We start from the raw sequence: 16,177 nt of genomic DNA, 5'->3' as shown, positions 1-16,177 counted from the left end.
TCTCAGTCCGTTATTGGATGTCGCTGGGGCTGACGCCCGCGGGCAAGGATTGCGGCAGATAGGCGTGTCCGGCGAATGCGCCCATATGGCCGCCGGAGCGGACCACGAGCGCGCTGCCTGCGACGCTGACCGGTCCGCGGCCGCCGCCGTTGGCACGCTGATTCTGGATGCCTTGCACGTATTGAGGGAAATAGGTGCCGAGCAAGGTCGGCAAATCGGGAATTCTGGGGCCTTGCCACGCAAGCCCAAACACCACGCCATCGGTATTTACGTACTCATTTACCACCGTGCCGACGGCGAGCGTCGTGGTACGCACCGTATAAGAACTGGCCGTTGCTCCGGCCGATGAAGCAACCGCTGAAACCGCCGCATGCGACACGGCATTGTTGACCGTGGAGTTCGCGGGCGGCGTCATCGGCGCGCCGCCAAGCACGGCGTATGCCGGCGATACAACTAGCAAGCTCAATGTCAGGCTGGCGAGCGCGGTTACGCGTCGCGAGCTGAATGAAATGATCGAAGTGTTCACTTCGCTACCCCCGTTTCGATTATCTCAATATGCGCTATTTTGCCTTCTGCAACGCTTGCGCCACAAAATTCAAAAAGAAAGCGCTGTCAGTATGCCAGCCGATTGAGTCGGAACCGGGAAAACGACGCTTCGTACAAACCTGTACGTTCAAGCGTCGATAGAAGACTGTCGGGGAATGTAACCGCAGGATACGTCGACGCGAGCAAGTGCCAGCACCTGCGCGCGTCGAGCCGTTCTTACTGTTCCTACTATCAGAAGCCGAGACTGGCGAGCAGATCGTCGACTTGTGTCTGGTCCTGGACTACGTCGGTGCGGCCTTCCGGATTGATCTGCGGACCATTCAGCAAGGTGTCCGACGAACCCACCGCACTCGTTGCTGCCGCCAGCGCCGCCGCTTGTGCAGCAAATTGTTCACGCCGCTCGGGCGCGATGTTCTCCAGCAGCACGCTGAGCAATTGCTGCTCTATCACGTACACCACGTCGGTAATCTTCTTGATCACCTGACCGGTCAGGTCCTGGAAATCCTGCGCGAGCATGATTTCGAGTAATTGCGTATTCGTCGCGACCGTGTGCACCGGCACTTGCTGCAAAAAGCCCCGGGTATCGGCCAGCAAGGTCTTTACGTCCGCTTTCTCGAGCGGCGAGTCATACCACTGCTCCCAGCGGGCATCGAGCGCTTGTGAGTCGCGCTGCATGGTTTCCTGCAGCGGCTTCGCCAACTCGATGGCGTTCAGCGCGCGCTCGGCGGCCTGTTCCGTCATCGTCGCGACATACTTCAGGCGGTCGCGCGCGTCCGGGACCATCTCGGCGGCGGCTTCCACTTGTTTGTCGAGGCCGAGTTCGCGCATGGAATCGCGCAGCGTCCGCGTCAACTGACCAATGCGTGCCAGGATGCGGTCGCTCGATGCATCGGCGTCTTGCTCGACGTCGATCAGCGTCTCGTTTGTCATTTCGTTCACGATCAGCTCCCTGCCTTAGCCATCTTTTCGAGAATCTTCGAAAGCTTCTCGTCGAGGGTCGCAGCCGTGAACGGCTTGACCACGTATCCGCTCGCGCCAGCCTGCGCCGCAGCAATGATGTTTTCCTTCTTCGATTCGGCCGTCACCATCAATACGGGCAGATGGGCAAGCGCGGCGTCGCCGCGAATTTGCTTCAGCATTTCGAGGCCATCGAGGTTCGGCATGTTCCAGTCGGAAATGACGAAATCGAAACCACCGCCGCGCAGACGTGCCAGTCCGGCCGCGCCGTCTTCGGCTTCATCGACGTTGGAGAAACCCAGTTCCTTCAGCAGGTTTCGCACAATGCGCCGCATCGTCGGAAAATCGTCGACGACCAAAATCTTCATGTTCTTGTCCACCATCACTGCTCCTTGTGTTCCTGTGTTTTCTGCAAGCGGCGCATTGCGCCACGTTTCTATCCGAATTCGTTCGGTGAGCGTGTGAGCGTTAAACGCGCTGCGTGCGTTCGCCCATTGAATTGAGCCGCGCCATCACGCGCCGGGTCATTTCCGCCAGCGGCGCGATCTCGCTGACGCCGCCCGTTGCAATCGCCTCACGCGGCATGCCGAACACCACGCAACTCGCTTCGTCCTGCGCAAAGGTGTACGCGCCCGCTTGCTGCATCTCCAGCATGCCCTGCGCGCCGTCGCGGCCCATGCCGGTCAGGATCACGCCGAGCGCATTCTTGCCGGCGTTCTGCGCGGCGGACCTGAACAAGACATCGACCGATGGACGATGGCGATTGACCGGCGGGGCATCGGAGAGATGCGCGACGTAGTTTGCACCGCTGCGCACGAGCACCAGATGAGCATCACCCGGGGCGATATACGCATGCCCCGGCAACACACGCTCGCCGTGCTCAGCTTCCTTCACGGCGATCCGGCACAAGCCGTTCAGGCGCTGCGCAAACGACTTCGTGAAGCCCGGCGGCATGTGCTGCGCGATCATCACGCCGGGCGCGTCGGGCGGCAGCGGTACCAGAAGTTCGCGGATTGCTTCAGTGCCGCCCGTCGATGCCCCGACGATGATCAGCTTCTCCGTACTCACCAGCGGATTGTTCAGGTTCGGCGTCGGCTTCGACGCTGCTGCTGCCGCACCTCCAGGGCCCGGCGCCGCGTGCACGATGTGAGGCGTCTGCCGTACCCGTGCGCGCGCGGCTGCGCGAATCTTATCGGCGAGCTTTTCGGAGTATTCGAGCATGCCGTCGCGAATGCCCACCCGCGGTTTAGTCACGAAATCCACCGCGCCGAGTTCCAGCGCGCGCAGCGTGATTTCCGAGCCGCGCTCCGTCAGCGACGACACCATCACGACCGGCATCGGCCGAAGCCGCATCAGCTTCTCCAGGAAATCGAGGCCGTCCATGCGCGGCATTTCGACATCGAGCGTCAAGACATCCGGGTTGTGCTGCTTGATCAGCTCACGCGCCACCAGTGGATCAGGTGCGGTTGCGCACACGTGCATGTCAGGTTGCGAGTTGATGATCTCGGTCATCAGGCTGCGCACCAGCGCCGAGTCATCGACGCACAGCACACTGATTTTCGGTTCCGTGCTCCGGGCCGTTGTCATGCTTCCTCCACCGTCTTCGTGCGGACGGTTCGCTGCAGGCCGGCTGCGGCACCGAATAATTCGATGCGGGGTTTATCGGGCGTTATGGCTTTAGGCCGGCTGAACAACTCGACACGCGCACGCGCCTTTGCAAGCCGTTCGCTGCGCGCTTCGGGTGTTTGCCGCGCGAGCGCTTTCTCGCGTTCGACCACGCTTGGATCTTGCTGCGTGATCAGTTTCTTGACCATCGCCTGGCCGGTGCGCGGCATGAACGCGACCTTGCGCGGATACATGCCCTGCAGATCCTCGGCGACGATGCGAATCTTTTCCAGCGCGAGGTAACGACGAACGAATTCCGAATTGCGATCGCCGATATTGATCGTCGTCATGCCCGCCAGCACCGCACCGCCGCCGAACACTTTCGCCTCAAAACGTTCGCGCCGGCCGCCGCGCTTGATCATCTCGTTGATCAGCACTTCCATGGCATACGCGCCGTATCGCATGGAGTCCGAACTGGATTGCGACGCGTCGGAACCATCGTCGGGAAGCATGAAATGATTCATCCCGCCAATGCCCGCCGAGCGATCGTGAATGCAGGCGGCCACGCATGAACCGAGCACCGTGACGAGCACCATGTCTTCGCTCGTCATGTAGAACTCGTTCGGCAACAGCTTCACGCCCGGGAGCTTGAAATGGTTGTCGAAGTACAGGTTCGATGCGATCGGCAAGCCGCTCATGCGAGCTCCCCGGCGAGCGTCTTGCCCGCTTTCTTCGCCGCTGCGGCGGCAGCCGTTGCTGCTGCCGCGTCACGCGTCAATCCATAGACGGTCTGGCCGCGCAGCTTGAACGCCTGCGTCACATACGTGAAGTTCTCGGAATGCCCGGCGAACAACAACCCCCCGCTTTTCATCAGCGGCTCGAAGCGTGTGAGCACTTGCGCTTGCGTGGGTTTATCGAAGTAGATCATGACGTTGCGGCAGAAGATCGCATCGAACTGGCCAGGCAGCGCGTACTTCGCGTCCGTCAGGTTCAGTTGCTCGAACTTCACCAGCGCACGCACTTCCGGGCGGATCTTCACCATGCCGGCATGCGCGCCCGTGCCCTTCAGGAAGAAACGCTTCAGGCGTTCGGCCCCAAGCGTCTTCACGGAATCGAGCGTGTAGACGCCGGCGTCGGCCTTTTGCAAAACCTGGCTGTCGATGTCCGTTGCAATCACCGTGCAATGGCGCGCGGCGCTGTCGCCGAGTGTTTCCATCAACGTCATGGCGATGGAATACGGCTCCTCTCCCGTCGATGCCGCCGAGCACCACACGGAGAACGGCTGCGGACGGTTTTTCGCGAACGTGGCAAGGATCGGGAAATGATGCGATTCGCGGAAGAACGCGGTCAGGTTCGTCGTCAGTGCGTTGGTAAAGGCTTCCCATTCGTCGCTATCAGGCTGGGCTTCGAGACGCTCGAGATACACGCGAAACGAATCGATATTGCAGGCGCGCAGACGTCGCGCGAGACGGCTATAGGCCATGTCGCGTTTATGTTCGGACAGCGAAATCCCCGCGCGCTGATGAATCAGCGCACGAATGCGGCCGAAATCGGCGTTGGTGAATTCGAAGTCCCGTTCCACTTCCGAACCGTTTCGGGTCCGGTCGCGGGGGGTATCGACGCTCGGGCGCGTTGCCATCATCTAGCCTTTGTTCTGCTGGAACGTGCATTGGCTGCATCTCGACCGTATTTCCATACGGTCGTTGCAACGCGTTTTTTAAACAACCACACCGCTCGGCGCGCTTTAGTGAAAGTCTCAACAAGGAGCACGATGAAATGAGCCAGCATGGTTGTCTGTTCGTGCCTTAAAAAGTTTCCCAGTCACCGGACGCGGCAACTGCGAGCTTCGTGGCGGGCGCTTTCGCGACCGGTGTTGCCGCGGCTGCCGGAACTGAAGCGTTGGCTGAAGCGGCCGGAGCCGGTGATGCAATAAGCTTATTAACGGCGCGATTAGCCGCGACGTTAGGCCGCGCGGCAACTTTAATCGCCGGGCTCGCGTGCGCCCGCGTGACGACCTTCGGTTTGAGCCTGGCGCGCGGGTCGCCGGACGATGCGTCGCCGCTGACTTGCCAGTGGCTGACCACGTCCTTCAGCTTGCGTGTCTGCTCTTCAAGCGACGCCGCGGCGGCCGCCGCTTGTTCGACCAGCGCAGCGTTCTGCTGCGTGACTTCGTCCATCTGCCCGACGGCGCGGCTGACCTGTTCAATGCCTTGCGATTGCTCGTCCGACGCGGCGCTGATCTCGCCCATGATGTCGGTGACGCGGCGCACGGCCTGCACGATTTCGTCCATCGTCTCGCCGGCGCGCGCGACCAGCACGGAGCCGCTTTCGACCTTCGCGGTGGAGTCGCCGATCAGCGACTTGATCTCTTTCGCCGCCGCCGCGCTGCGTTGCGCGAGACTGCGCACTTCGCCTGCAACCACCGCAAAGCCGCGCCCTTCTTCTCCCGCCCGGGCCGCTTCCACGGCCGCGTTCAACGCGAGAATATTGGTCTGGAACGCGATGCCCTCAATCACGCCGATGATGTCGACCACCTTGCTCGAACTCGATGAAATCGCACTCATGGTGTCCACGACCTGCTCCACCACCTGACCACCGCGCGACGCGATATCCGACGCGTTGACGGCCAGTTGCGAAGCCTGGCGCGCGTTCTCGGCGTTCTGCTTCACGGTGCTGGTGAGTTGCTCCATGCTCGACGCCGTTTCCTGCAGCGACGCTGCCTGCTCTTCCGTGCGCTGCGAGAGATCCGTGTTGCCGCTCGCAATTTCACGCGCGCCGACATCGATGGATTCCGCGCCGTGATGCACCGATCCGACCATCGTGGTCAGGTTCGTGCGCATCCGTTCAATGCCCGCAAACAAGCGGCCGATCTCGTTGGTCTTGTCGGTATGCGCCGACTTGGTCAGGTCGCCTTGAGCGATGCGCTCGAAGTGATCGACTGCGTCGTTGATCGGTTGCACGATCATGCCACCGAGCGCAACCCGTGTGGCGGCCAGCGTGAGCACAGCCAGCACCATCACGCCGACAATTACCTCGATCAATAGCGTGATGCTTGCCGCCGCGTCCGCGCTCAACTGCACGGCGTGCTTCTGCGTCAGGTCGACCGTGGCAGCCGTGGCGGCGTCGAAGGCGATGAACATCGGGCTGATCTTCGTGTCGGCAATGGCGTGATACGCGGCCATGTCGCCAGCGCGCATTGCCGCGAACTCGGGCTCCACGCCGTCGTGCATCAGCGTGTCGTGTTTCGCCACGATGTCATCGAGCGTGGCTTGCGGCAGCGTCGGCTTGGGCGTCGATACGAACAGCTTCCAGCTCTCGTTCGATTTATCGAGCAGGAACTGCCCGCGATCGAGCGCCTTCTTCGCTTCGTCAGCGTTGTTCGCTTCCGTCAGCCCCCGCACGCGGTCGAGCGCCACGCGTGAGCGCAGCAGGTTCGACGACGCGTCGTTGAGTGCGCGCATGGACACCATGTCGCTGTCAGCGAGCGAGGAGAGCGAATTGCCCGCCGAGCGCAAGCCGTTCAGCGACAGTGCGCTGACCACGGCCGCGAAACCGACGAACAGCAAGCCCACGAGCGTCAGCGTGGTACGAATCGACCAGTTCTTAAGCATGTCTTCTTCCCGACCAGCGTGTTGGTAGCCAACTATGTGAAGACTCAGGCGGGCACGGCGACGGAGTCGATCAACTCCATCTCCTTGCTCGTCATCAACTTTTCGATATCCATCAGGATCAGCATCCGGCCATCGACAGTGCCGAGGCCCGTCAGATATTCGGTAGTGAGCGTGGCGCCGAACTCCGGCGCCGGCATGACCTGATCGGCTTGCAGCGTCAGCACGTCGGACACGCCGTCCACCACCATGCCGACCACGCGATGCGCGACGTTCAGGATGATCACGACCGTCTGGTTGTCATACTCGACGCGACCGAGATTGAACTTGATGCGCATATCGACGATAGGAACAATAATGCCTCGCAAGTTGATCACGCCCTTGATGAACGCCGGTGCATTGGCGATGCGCGTGACGTTGTCATAGCCGCGAATTTCCTGCACCTTCAGGATGTCGATGCCGTACTCTTCCGCGCCCAGCGTGAAGACGAGGAATTCCTGTCCTGCCGCTTCAGCCTGGCTGACACGTTGAACGTCACGGCGTTGTACCGCCGAAGTAATCGATTGGATGTCTGCTGCCACGTTAGCCTCCGAAAATTGGTTGGGAGTTCCGACTATTTATTAGTGAGTCAGCGCGCCATGCGCCGAGCGGTTTTCACGATTCAGCGCCGCTACATCGACGATCAGTGCGACGCGGCCGTCGCCCAGGATGGTCGCGGCGGAAATGCCGTGCACCTTGCGGTAATTCGTTTCCAGGTTCTTCACCACCACTTGCTGCTGGCCGACCAGTTCATCGATCAGCATGGCAAAGCGGCGACCTTCCGACTGGATGATCGTGATGATTCCCTGCGTGGGTTCCGTGCGCGCATCGACTACTTCGAAGACCTGATGCAGCGCGACCAGCGGCAGGTATTCGCCGCGCACGCGCACGACACGCTCGCCGCCGGCGACGGTGTAGATATCGTCGGCAACGGGTTGCAGCGACTCCATCACGAAGTTCAGCGGCAGGATGAAAATCTCGCTGCCGACCTTCACCGACATGCCGTCGAGAATCGCCAGCGTCAGCGGCAACACGATCTTCGTGGTCGTGCCGCGGCCTTCGCGCGACTGGATCTCGACATGGCCGCCCATCGCCTGGATATTGCGTTTCACCACGTCCATGCCGACGCCGCGGCCGGAGATATCCGTGACCTGCTCGGCGGTGGAAAAGCCCGGCATGAAGATCAGTTGCCAGACTTCATCGTCGGACATTTGCTCGCTGACCTGCATGCCTTGCTTCATCGCTTTTGCGAGGATCTTGTCGCGACGCAGGCCCGCGCCGTCATCGCTGACTTCAATCACGATGTTGCCGCCGTGATGCGCCGCCGACAGCACCAGTTGTCCGGCCGTCGCTTTACCGGCTGCACGCCGCGCTTCCACCGTTTCAATGCCATGATCGAGCGAGTTGCGCACGAGGTGCGTCAACGGATCGATGATGCGTTCAATCAAGCTCTTGTCCAGCTCGGTCGCCTGGCCGAACGTGACGAGTTCGACTTCCTTGCCGAGCTTTCCAGCGAGGTCGCGCACAAGACGCGGGAAACGGCTGAAGACGTAATCCATCGGCATCATGCGGATGGACATCACCGCTTCCTGCAGGTCGCGCGCATTGCGTTCGAGCTGCGCCATGCCGTTGAACAGGCGGTCGTGCAACGCGGGGTCGAAAGTGCTCGTGGTTTCGGCAAGCATGGCCTGCGTAATCACCAGTTCGCCAACGAGGTTGATCAATTGATCGACCTTCTCCACACCCACGCGGATCGAGCTGCCTTCCGCGGCAGCGGGCGCGGCGGCTTTCGTTTTCTTGTCGCCTTCCGGCGCCTTCGGTGCGTCTTGAACTTCGCTCACCGCAGGGCTTGCGGTTGTCTTGTTGCGGGACTCGGTGACAGCCGCGGCCGCCACCGGTTCCGTCTTCTCAGATGCGAGTGCTTCAGTTGCCACCTCGTTCAACTTTTCTTGCTCCGCAGCGGCTTGCGACGCGCCACCGGATGTCGCATCCGCTGCGTTGCCGCGGCCGACCGCGATCTGCGCTTCATCGATCACGAAACAGCACACGGCGACGATATCGTCGGCGGATACATCGGAGTCGAGCCACAGCGTCAAGTCACTGCCCGACTTCAATTCACCGACAACACTACCCAGGTTTCCAAGCTCTTCAGTCAGCAGAGCCTGGTCCTTCTCCCCTACCCCCCGCAACGTAATTTTCAGGTGAGGACCGTCCTGGCTTGCGTCTGACGTTCCATCGACAGCCGGAAATTCCGCCCACTCGCCCTCTTCCTCGACCACATCATTTGCCTGCTCGACAACATGCGGCGGCGGCTCGTTCGGCCCGAGCGCCATCGCGACTTGCGCGAGATCCTGAGCGATAGCGGCAGCTTCGCTGAACGACGGCTCCGGCTGCGCCGCTTCAGCAGCGCCTGCGCCGTCGGCCGGATCGTTGTCCCGCAAGAATTCGAGCTTCGCGCAGATCGCCTTCGCGGCCGCTGCGTCCGGCTCGGCACTGGCACGATATGCGTTGAGCTGATCCGACAGCACGTCCTTGGTTTCAAGGAACGTATCGATCATGTCGCTGCGCAGGACCAGTTCGTTATTGCGCGCCCGATCGAGCAGCGATTCGAGGATGTGCGTGGTCTCGGTCAGCGCCGAGAAACCAAACGTGGCCGCGCCGCCCTTGATCGAATGTGCTGCGCGAAAGATCGCGCCGAGATCCTCGGGATCGGGGTTCGCCAGATCCAGCGCGAGCAGCAACCCCTCCATATCCGCCAGCAGCTCGTCGGCTTCGTCGAAGAATGTTTGATAGAACTGCGTAATGTCGAGTGTCATGCCTGGGTCACCACCGGATGCCTTGTCTGTCGTCGCTATGCGCGTCGTAGAAACTAATGTCTTCTTCGTGCTTGATATTTCATGCCTGATATTTCATGCCTGATATTTCGTGCTTGATGCTTCATGCAAAAACGGTTTGCTTCAGTGCGGATGTTCCGCGCCCGACAACGTGGCAACCAGCTCGGTCAGCATGTCGGGGTCGAACGGCTTTTCCAGCCAGCCCGTCGCGCCCACTGCGCGCGCGGATGCTTTGAACGGCTCGCTCGACTCGGTCGTCAGCACGAGGATCGGCGTATTCGCATACGCACGATGTCCGCGCAATTTCCCGATCAGTTCCAGGCCGCTCATTGCCGGCATGTTCTGGTCGGTGATCACGAGGTCAAACTGTTCGGCGAGCGCCGCTTCGTAGGCTTCCGCGCCATCCATGGCCAGCACCACGCGATACCCCGCCGCGACAAACGTCGCCGAAAGGATTTGCCGCATGGCAGCCGAGTCGTCGACAGCCAGAATGTTCTTGATCATGATGTGTGCCGCCCTCTGTCCGATGTTCTAGTCGTGCTCTCGTGCTCTTGTACTTTCACTTTCGCGAGCGTGTCTGGTGTTGCCGGCGTCACGGCGCCGCCGGTTTGGCTGGCAGTCCAGGCGCGAGCGAGCCAAGGTTGGGCTTGAGCTCGTCCGGGCTGCCCGCGTTGCTGGTAATCGTGGTTGCCGGCATGCTTTCGCGCGTCATGGACTCTTCCGACTTGTGGTTCAACACGAGAATGCTGATGCGCCGGTTCTCGGGATCGAAAGCATCCTGCTTGTTCAGGTTTTGCGTCGATGCCAGTCCAAGCACGCGCAGCACCTTCGATTCATCCATGCCGCCCGAGATCAGCTCGCGCCGTGACGCATTCGCGCGATCCGCCGACAACTCCCAGTTGCTGTAGCCCTTTTCGCCGCCCGCGTATCGCGTGGCGTCAGTGTGGCCCTGCACCACGATCCGGTTCGGCACGTCATTCAGCGCCTTGCCGATCTCGCGCAGGATGTCGCGCATGTAGGGCTCCACGTTGTTGCTGGCGAGCGCGAACATCGGGCGCTTTTGGGTATCGACGATCTCAATGCGCAGACCCTGCTGCGTCGAATCAATCCGGATCTGCTGCCTGAACTGGCGCAACACCGGGTTCGCTTCGATCGCGGACATGAGCTTGATCTGCAAGTCGCGCAGGCGGGCCTGATCGCGCCGTTCGAGTTCGCCTTGCGCGGCTCTCAACGTCTGCTCATCGAGCCGGTCCACGCGCCGCGTGCCGTCGCTCATACGGGTGGTGCCCGGCTCGGGGCTGGAAATATCGCGCCCGCCGCCGTCGATAATGCTGGAGTCCATGCCGCTCTTCTGCCCGCCCATGATCGCGTTCTTGAGCGGCATGTTGAAATACTCGGCAATCCCCTGGCGCTGCACTGGCGACACCGCGCTCAGCAGCCACATCAACAGGAAAAACGCCATCATTGCCGTCATGAAGTCGGCGTACGCCAGCTTCCACGCGCCGCCGTGATGCGCCTTCTTGCTCGATATGACGCGCTTGATGAAAATCGGACGATCTTTATTGGTCGACATGGCGGGCTCGGGTGCTCGGTCGTGAAAGGCGGTTACTTCGCTTTCACGCGGCGCACGTGTTCTTCCAGTTCGGAGAACGACGGACGCTCAGTGGAGAAGAGCACTTTGCGGCCGAATTCCACCGCGATAGCCGGTGCGTAGCCGTTCAGGCTTGCCAGGATCGTCACCTTGATGCACTGGAACATCTTCGTCGACTCCGCCACGCGCTGTTCCGCGACGCTCGCGAGCGGGCCGATCAACCCATAGGACAACAAGATGCCGAGGAACGTCCCGACCAGCGCCTGCGCGATCATTTCGCCGAGGATGGCCGGCGGCTGATCGGCGGACGCCATGGTGTGAACCACGCCCATCACGGCAGCGACAATGCCGAACGCCGGCATCGCGTCGCCTACCTTGTGCAGCGCCTGCGCCGGGCCTTCGCCTTCTGCGTGATGCGTCTCGATTTCCTCATCCATGAGGCTTTCGATCTCAAACGCGTTCATGTTGCCGCCAACCATCAGGCGCAAATAATCAGTCAGGAATTCGACGATATGCCGATCCGCCAGGATCTTCGGGTACTGGCCGAAGATCGGGCTTTTAGCCGGATCGTCGATGTCGGACTCCAGCGTCAGCGTGCCTTCCTTGCGTGCTTTTGCGAGCAGGACGTAGAGCAGCGCCATCAGCTCCATGTACACGTCCTTGTTGTACTTCGAGCCTTTGAAGAGCGTCGGGATCACGCGCAGCGTCGACTTGATCGTCTTCATGCCGTTGCCGAGGATAAACGCGCCCACACCGGCGCCCGCGATCATCAGGATTTCAACGGGCTGGACCAACGCGCCAAGGTGGCCGCCTTCCAGCGCATAACCGCCGAAGACGGACAACAGCGTCACTAGTGTTCCGATGAAAATCAGCACAGTCGAACCCTCATGGTTGCATCGGCGAAACCGCCGTTAAGTGGTTTACGGCAAGTGGCTGGAAAACTTTGAAGGGAGATAGCGGAGGGGGATGGCAGATCGGGCGCCTGGCAGCGTCTTGATTGGCGGCGCATTCAAGCCTCCGAGGCGATTGACCGACCGTCCGGCCCGGTCGCGTCGCCAGGCTTTTGAGCCGAGTCAGCAAAAAGTCGGGCAAAAGTGCCGATTTTAAGCTTACAGATCGGCAATTAATTGTAAGCAAGCATTTGCCCGTCACGATTGGACGAGCCGTTTTCCAAGCGAGTTGGCTGACCATGCGGCTAACGTCTGACTGACGGCAGCCTCTGCCAAATCTTTACGCGATACGCATTTGTTTCCACAACCGAGGTCCGCGCAGGAGCATACGGAGTATGGCCAGCCTGCCTGGGCGGTGGCACACGCCTTGCTGTATCTTGCGTCCTGGGCAATGCATCTTGCACCGCGCAATTTGATGACGGACGCGCAATCGCTTGCCGTATCAGGGCTTCGGCCACTATCCAACTTTCGTAACGGCCGGTGTTTCGCCCTGTAACAAGGTTAAGCGTTTGAAAAATGACTCGTTGATGCACGGAGTCATCTCGATAATGGGTCGTAAGGGATAACCCGATTCATCCGGGTCCTATTTTTCCGGGGGCGGCAGCATTGACGCTGGCCCGTCCGCAAGGCTTCACCGGTTTTCACTCGTTAGCGTTTGATTTTCGACTGGACGCCGCGCATCGAAGCCCTCACGAACAGGAGAGTCACGTTATGCGTATCGCACAAATTGCACCGTTGCACGAAGCAGTCCCCCCGAAGTTCTACGGCGGCACCGAGCGCGTTGTCTCGTACCTAACGGACGCGCTGGTTGATCTCGGCCACGACGTGACCCTGTTCGCGAGCGGCGACTCGCAGACCAAGGCGAAGCTCGAAGCCGCGTGGCCGCGTGCACTTCGCCTCGATCCGTCTATCCGCGACTGGAATGCGCCGCACGCGCTGCTGCTAGAGAACGTACGCCGTCGGGCCCATGAGTTCGACGTGCTTCACTTCCACCTCGACTACATGCCGTTCTCGGTGTTCTCGCAAATGGACACGCCGTTTCTGACGACGCTTCACGGCCGTCTGGATCTGCCCGAATTGCAGCCTGTATTCAGCGCATTTCCTGATGCATCGGTTGTATCGATCTCCGATTCCCAGCGCGTCCCGCTGCCGCAGGCTGGCTGGCTCAACACGATTTATCACGGGCTGCCGGAAAATCTGCTGACGCCGCAAACCCACAAGAAGCCCGAATATCTCGCGTTCCTGGGTCGTATCTGCCCGGAAAAGCGCGCCGATCTCGCCATCAAGATCGCGGCTCAAAGCGGTCTTCCGTTGAAGATTGCCGCCAAGGTGGACAAGGTCGACCAGGAGTATTTCAAGACCGTGATCGAACCGCTGCTTGCTGAGTCGAAGGCGAGCGTCGAGTTTGTTGGCGAGATCAACGAGCAGCAAAAGCCGGAGTTTTTGTCGGGTGCGAAGGCACTGCTGTTCCCGATCGACTGGTCGGAGCCTTTCGGCCTGGTGATGATCGAAGCAATGGCGTGCGGTACGCCGGTGATCGCGTTCAATCGCGGGTCGGTGCCGGAAGTGATCGACCACGGCGTGACGGGCTTCATTTGCGAGGATGTGCAGGGCGCAGTCGGCGCGCTCCAGCGCCTGGATGAACTCTCGCGCACCGAGATTCGTGCGCAGTTCGAACGTCGCTTTAGTGCGAAGACCATGGCGCTGAACTACGTCGAAAGCTATACCGCCTTGTTGCAAGCCGCCAAGCGGCCGATTTTGCGCCGAGTGGCGATCGGCTAACTTTTTTAGTCGCTTGGAGACCGGACGCCGTTCGGGAGTAGTAGGAATCGCGGCGTCGACTTGATTGGAAACGATAATTGCAGCGCATCGTTATCCAACGCGTTATAGCAGAGCACAAAAAATCCGCCTCTTGGGCGGATTTTTTGTTGCCGTTGTTGTTTTCGTTCATGCCAGGATTTTGTGTTTAATTTCGTCTGAATTTTTCGATGCACTCGCCGGATATTTTTAAGCGTTTACTTTAGTAATCAGGAAGCGCTCACGGTTTTTTCCCGCAATCCATTTCGGCGGCTTCCCGCGGCCGCTCCAGGTATTACCCGACTTAGGGTCCTGATAGATGGGCGGGAGTGGCTCCTTCTTTGGCGGCCGTCCCCGCCGGACAACCGACAGACCCAGGTCCTGCGCTGTAAGCCCATATTCCACAATCTTGCGTCTGATATCTGCCAGTACTGCTTCCAGTTCTGCGCGGCGTGCCTCCTCCGCCTGTTCCTGAAGCTTGGCGATCTGCGCCTTGAGCTCGGTGTATTGCGACATTTCCCAATCCTTTCTAATAGCCCGCGATTATAGAGAAGCGTAGCGGCATCGATTAAAAGATGCAACGTTTGAACACGCAATTGCAAAAAGCCTTAATGAAAATGAGAAGAATCTTGAAACTATAGGGCATTCCTAATAAGAGCTCACATAGTTCCTCCTGCTTTAACAATTGTTGACAACTAGTTCCGGGACTAGGATTACACTGCTTACCCGCCGCCGTGGTCCGAGCAAATACTCTCGATCACAAGCGTCGGAATTGTTTCGGTTTTTAATATATTTTTAGGATTACGAATCATGCGATTAGGACAGCGCCTCGGCGCAGAAATGTTTGGTACGTTTTGGCTCGTGCTGGGCGGCTGCGGCAGCGCAGTTCTCGCCGCGGGTTACCCTCAACTTGGTATCGGGTTCGCGGGCGTAGCGCTTGCGTTCGGCCTGACCGTTCTGACCATGGCCTACGCCATCGGCCACATTTCGGGTTGCCACTTGAATCCGGCCGTAAGCGTCGGATTGACTGTGGCAGGACGCTTCCCGGTCCGCGACCTGGCTCCGTACATTGCGGCCCAAGTGGTGGGGGGCGTGATCGGCGCGTACGTGTTGTCGGTGATCGCCAGCGGTGCGCCGGGCTTCGACCTGGTTGCCAGCGGCTTTGCCACTAACGGTTACGGCGATCATTCGCCGGGTCATTACACAATGATCGCAGCGCTCGTATGTGAAGTCGTGATGACGTTCTTCTTCCTGTTCGTCATTTTGGGCGCCACCGACAGCCGCGCGCCAGCCGGCTTTGCGCCAATCGCCATTGGCCTTTGCCTGACGCTGATCCACCTGATCTCGATTCCCGTCACGAATACGTCGGTGAACCCGGCGCGTTCCACAGGTCCGGCATTGTTTGTGGGCGGCGCGGCGATGGAGCAGTTGTGGCTGTTCTGGGTGGCTCCTATCATTGGCGCCATCATTGCAGGCGTGGTTTATCCGTTGCTGACGAGTGCTAAAAATCGGGCGCTTGCTTCAGCGTGAATTAAAAGCGGTGAAAGGCGGTAGAAAAACGGGCGCTCGGCGCCCGTTTTTTATTGTGCAATTCGTTTTTATCACGTTCATACAGCCGCTCAATATGAATAATCCGCGACAGATGTAATAGCCGCTTACAGCCCCCGAGTGTATTTAAACGTCAATTTACCAATGCGACACAGGGGATAGGCGCGACAAACAATAGCTGACGCGGCTTCGGCAGGGATTTACTTGGCTGACAAATCCCGGGCTCGAACTTTCGCGATACTTTCATCTGCTAACAACTCGTCGATACTCGTAAAACGGCTAATGCGTAGATTGGATTCATGCGATGCACGTCACCGTCGTCGCCCTAAAAGGAGAACACCATGAAACGCATCGTCACTCATTTGCTGGTTGCCGCCGGTCTCGCGATAGGTGCTGTCGGCGCCGCGCAGGCTCACACGGATCTCTCAATTGGACTGTCGTTAGGCGCGCCCGGGTACGTGCAATCCGCACCGGTATACGTCCAGCCCGCGCCGTACTATCGCGCTCCGCCGCCTGCCTGGGGTCATCGTGATGACCTCTGGCGTGGACGGGACCGCGGATATGAGAACCGCACCGGCTGGAATCACGGCGGCTACGGTCATGATGGCTGGAACCGTCGCGGATAAGTCACGCGTGGTTAGCGGTTTGCTAAGGTCGTGTTGAGCGGAGGGAGCGACTGATCGAGTCGCTCCTTTTTTGTTA

Annotated in this window: 16 protein-coding genes; 3 read left to right on the top strand and 13 right to left on the bottom strand. The window is 59.9% G+C overall.

Going from position 1 to position 16,177, the window contains the following annotated elements; translation table 11 throughout:
* Positions 1–10 precede the first annotated feature (10 nt).
* From ACMX25_RS23055 to motA, 12 genes are all read right to left on the bottom strand, one after another.
* Positions 11–526 (bottom strand): DUF2844 domain-containing protein, encoded by a 516-nt coding sequence (locus tag ACMX25_RS23055; protein WP_414952374.1) that lies wholly within the window; start codon positions 524–526, stop codon positions 11–13.
* A 251-nt stretch (positions 527–777) separates the two neighbouring features.
* Positions 778–1,476 carry a protein phosphatase CheZ gene (gene cheZ, locus ACMX25_RS23050; RefSeq protein WP_414952448.1) on the bottom strand — a complete coding sequence of 233 codons (699 nt, stop codon included), beginning with the start codon at positions 1,474–1,476 and terminating at the stop codon, positions 778–780.
* Between the two features lie 11 nt (positions 1,477–1,487).
* Positions 1,488–1,883, bottom strand: a complete 396-nt coding sequence (gene cheY, locus ACMX25_RS23045; protein ID WP_299710577.1) for a chemotaxis response regulator CheY — start codon at positions 1,881–1,883, stop codon at positions 1,488–1,490.
* 88 nt (positions 1,884–1,971) lie between these two features.
* Positions 1,972–3,090, bottom strand: a complete 1,119-nt coding sequence (locus tag ACMX25_RS23040) for a protein-glutamate methylesterase/protein-glutamine glutaminase (RefSeq protein WP_414952373.1) — start codon at positions 3,088–3,090, stop codon at positions 1,972–1,974.
* Positions 3,087–3,806, bottom strand: a complete 720-nt coding sequence (gene cheD / locus ACMX25_RS23035; RefSeq protein WP_414952372.1) for a chemoreceptor glutamine deamidase CheD — start codon at positions 3,804–3,806, stop codon at positions 3,087–3,089. The genes ACMX25_RS23040 and cheD overlap by 4 nt, the downstream gene beginning before the upstream one ends.
* On the bottom strand, positions 3,803–4,750 hold the full coding sequence (locus ACMX25_RS23030) for a CheR family methyltransferase (protein WP_414952371.1): 948 nt from the start codon (positions 4,748–4,750) through the stop codon (positions 3,803–3,805). The genes cheD and ACMX25_RS23030 overlap by 4 nt, the downstream gene beginning before the upstream one ends.
* A 163-nt stretch (positions 4,751–4,913) precedes the next feature.
* Positions 4,914–6,719: a methyl-accepting chemotaxis protein gene (locus tag ACMX25_RS23025; protein WP_414952370.1), complete on the bottom strand. Its 1,806-nt coding sequence runs from the start codon at positions 6,717–6,719 to the stop codon at positions 4,914–4,916.
* A gap of 44 nt (positions 6,720–6,763) precedes the next feature.
* Complete coding sequence (cheW, locus tag ACMX25_RS23020; protein ID WP_031357095.1) at positions 6,764–7,297, bottom strand: chemotaxis protein CheW; 534 nt, start codon at positions 7,295–7,297, stop codon at positions 6,764–6,766.
* A gap of 39 nt (positions 7,298–7,336) precedes the next feature.
* Positions 7,337–9,571: a chemotaxis protein CheA gene (gene cheA / locus ACMX25_RS23015; protein ID WP_414952369.1), complete on the bottom strand. Its 2,235-nt coding sequence runs from the start codon at positions 9,569–9,571 to the stop codon at positions 7,337–7,339.
* Positions 9,572–9,712: 141 nt separating this feature from the next.
* Positions 9,713–10,093: a response regulator gene (locus ACMX25_RS23010; protein ID WP_414952368.1), complete on the bottom strand. Its 381-nt coding sequence runs from the start codon at positions 10,091–10,093 to the stop codon at positions 9,713–9,715.
* A gap of 88 nt (positions 10,094–10,181) precedes the next feature.
* Complete coding sequence (gene motB / locus ACMX25_RS23005; RefSeq protein ID WP_414952367.1) at positions 10,182–11,162, bottom strand: flagellar motor protein MotB; 981 nt, start codon at positions 11,160–11,162, stop codon at positions 10,182–10,184.
* 32 nt (positions 11,163–11,194) lie between these two features.
* On the bottom strand, positions 11,195–12,055 hold the full coding sequence (gene motA, locus ACMX25_RS23000) for a flagellar motor stator protein MotA (protein WP_414952366.1): 861 nt from the start codon (positions 12,053–12,055) through the stop codon (positions 11,195–11,197).
* A 786-nt stretch (positions 12,056–12,841) separates the two neighbouring features.
* Here motA and ACMX25_RS22995 point away from each other — a divergent pair.
* Positions 12,842–13,912 carry a glycosyltransferase family 4 protein gene (locus ACMX25_RS22995; protein ID WP_414952365.1) on the top strand — a complete coding sequence of 357 codons (1,071 nt, stop codon included), beginning with the start codon at positions 12,842–12,844 and terminating at the stop codon, positions 13,910–13,912.
* A gap of 225 nt (positions 13,913–14,137) precedes the next feature.
* Here the strand turns inward: ACMX25_RS22995 and ACMX25_RS22990 are convergent, their stop codons facing one another.
* Positions 14,138–14,443 (bottom strand): H-NS histone family protein, encoded by a 306-nt coding sequence (locus ACMX25_RS22990; protein ID WP_414952364.1) that lies wholly within the window; start codon positions 14,441–14,443, stop codon positions 14,138–14,140.
* 294 nt (positions 14,444–14,737) lie between these two features.
* Here ACMX25_RS22990 and aqpZ point away from each other — a divergent pair, with 294 nt between their 5' ends.
* Both aqpZ and ACMX25_RS22980 read left to right on the top strand, forming a co-directional pair.
* Positions 14,738–15,457 carry an aquaporin Z gene (gene aqpZ / locus ACMX25_RS22985; protein ID WP_414952363.1) on the top strand — a complete coding sequence of 240 codons (720 nt, stop codon included), beginning with the start codon at positions 14,738–14,740 and terminating at the stop codon, positions 15,455–15,457.
* Between the two features lie 359 nt (positions 15,458–15,816).
* The gene (locus tag ACMX25_RS22980) at positions 15,817–16,101 is read left to right on the top strand and encodes a hypothetical protein (RefSeq protein ID WP_414952362.1); all 285 of its coding nucleotides are present in this window, start codon (positions 15,817–15,819) and stop codon (positions 16,099–16,101) included.
* Positions 16,102–16,177: the final 76 nt, after the last annotated feature.

The sequence above is a fragment of the Caballeronia eucalypticola genome, assembly GCF_047608185.1.
Classification (GTDB): Bacteria; Pseudomonadota; Gammaproteobacteria; order Burkholderiales; family Burkholderiaceae; genus Caballeronia.
The sequence above is the reverse complement of the archived record's forward strand: the minus strand, read 5'-3'. Positions and strand labels throughout refer to the sequence as shown.

Excerpts from the sequence above, each read along its gene's own strand:
- ACMX25_RS23025 (WP_414952370.1), bottom strand. The coding sequence starts at position 6,719 with ATGCTTAAGAACTGGTCGATTCGTACCACGCTGACGCTCGTGGGCTTG.
- ACMX25_RS23040 (WP_414952373.1), bottom strand. The coding sequence starts at position 3,090 with ATGACAACGGCCCGGAGCACGGAACCGAAAATCAGTGTGCTGTGCGTC.
- ACMX25_RS22995 (WP_414952365.1), top strand. The coding sequence starts at position 12,842 with ATGCGTATCGCACAAATTGCACCGTTGCACGAAGCAGTCCCCCCGAAG.
- ACMX25_RS23010 (WP_414952368.1), bottom strand. The coding sequence starts at position 10,093 with ATGATCAAGAACATTCTGGCTGTCGACGACTCGGCTGCCATGCGGCAA.
- cheA (WP_414952369.1), bottom strand. The coding sequence starts at position 9,571 with ATGACACTCGACATTACGCAGTTCTATCAAACATTCTTCGACGAAGCC.
- ACMX25_RS22990 (WP_414952364.1), bottom strand. The coding sequence starts at position 14,443 with ATGTCGCAATACACCGAGCTCAAGGCGCAGATCGCCAAGCTTCAGGAA.
- aqpZ (WP_414952363.1), top strand. The coding sequence starts at position 14,738 with ATGCGATTAGGACAGCGCCTCGGCGCAGAAATGTTTGGTACGTTTTGG.
- ACMX25_RS23030 (WP_414952371.1), bottom strand. The coding sequence starts at position 4,750 with ATGATGGCAACGCGCCCGAGCGTCGATACCCCCCGCGACCGGACCCGA.
- cheZ (WP_414952448.1), bottom strand. The coding sequence starts at position 1,476 with ATGACAAACGAGACGCTGATCGACGTCGAGCAAGACGCCGATGCATCG.
- cheD (WP_414952372.1), bottom strand. The coding sequence starts at position 3,806 with ATGAGCGGCTTGCCGATCGCATCGAACCTGTACTTCGACAACCATTTC.
- ACMX25_RS22980 (WP_414952362.1), top strand. The coding sequence starts at position 15,817 with ATGAAACGCATCGTCACTCATTTGCTGGTTGCCGCCGGTCTCGCGATA.
- motB (WP_414952367.1), bottom strand. The coding sequence starts at position 11,162 with ATGTCGACCAATAAAGATCGTCCGATTTTCATCAAGCGCGTCATATCG.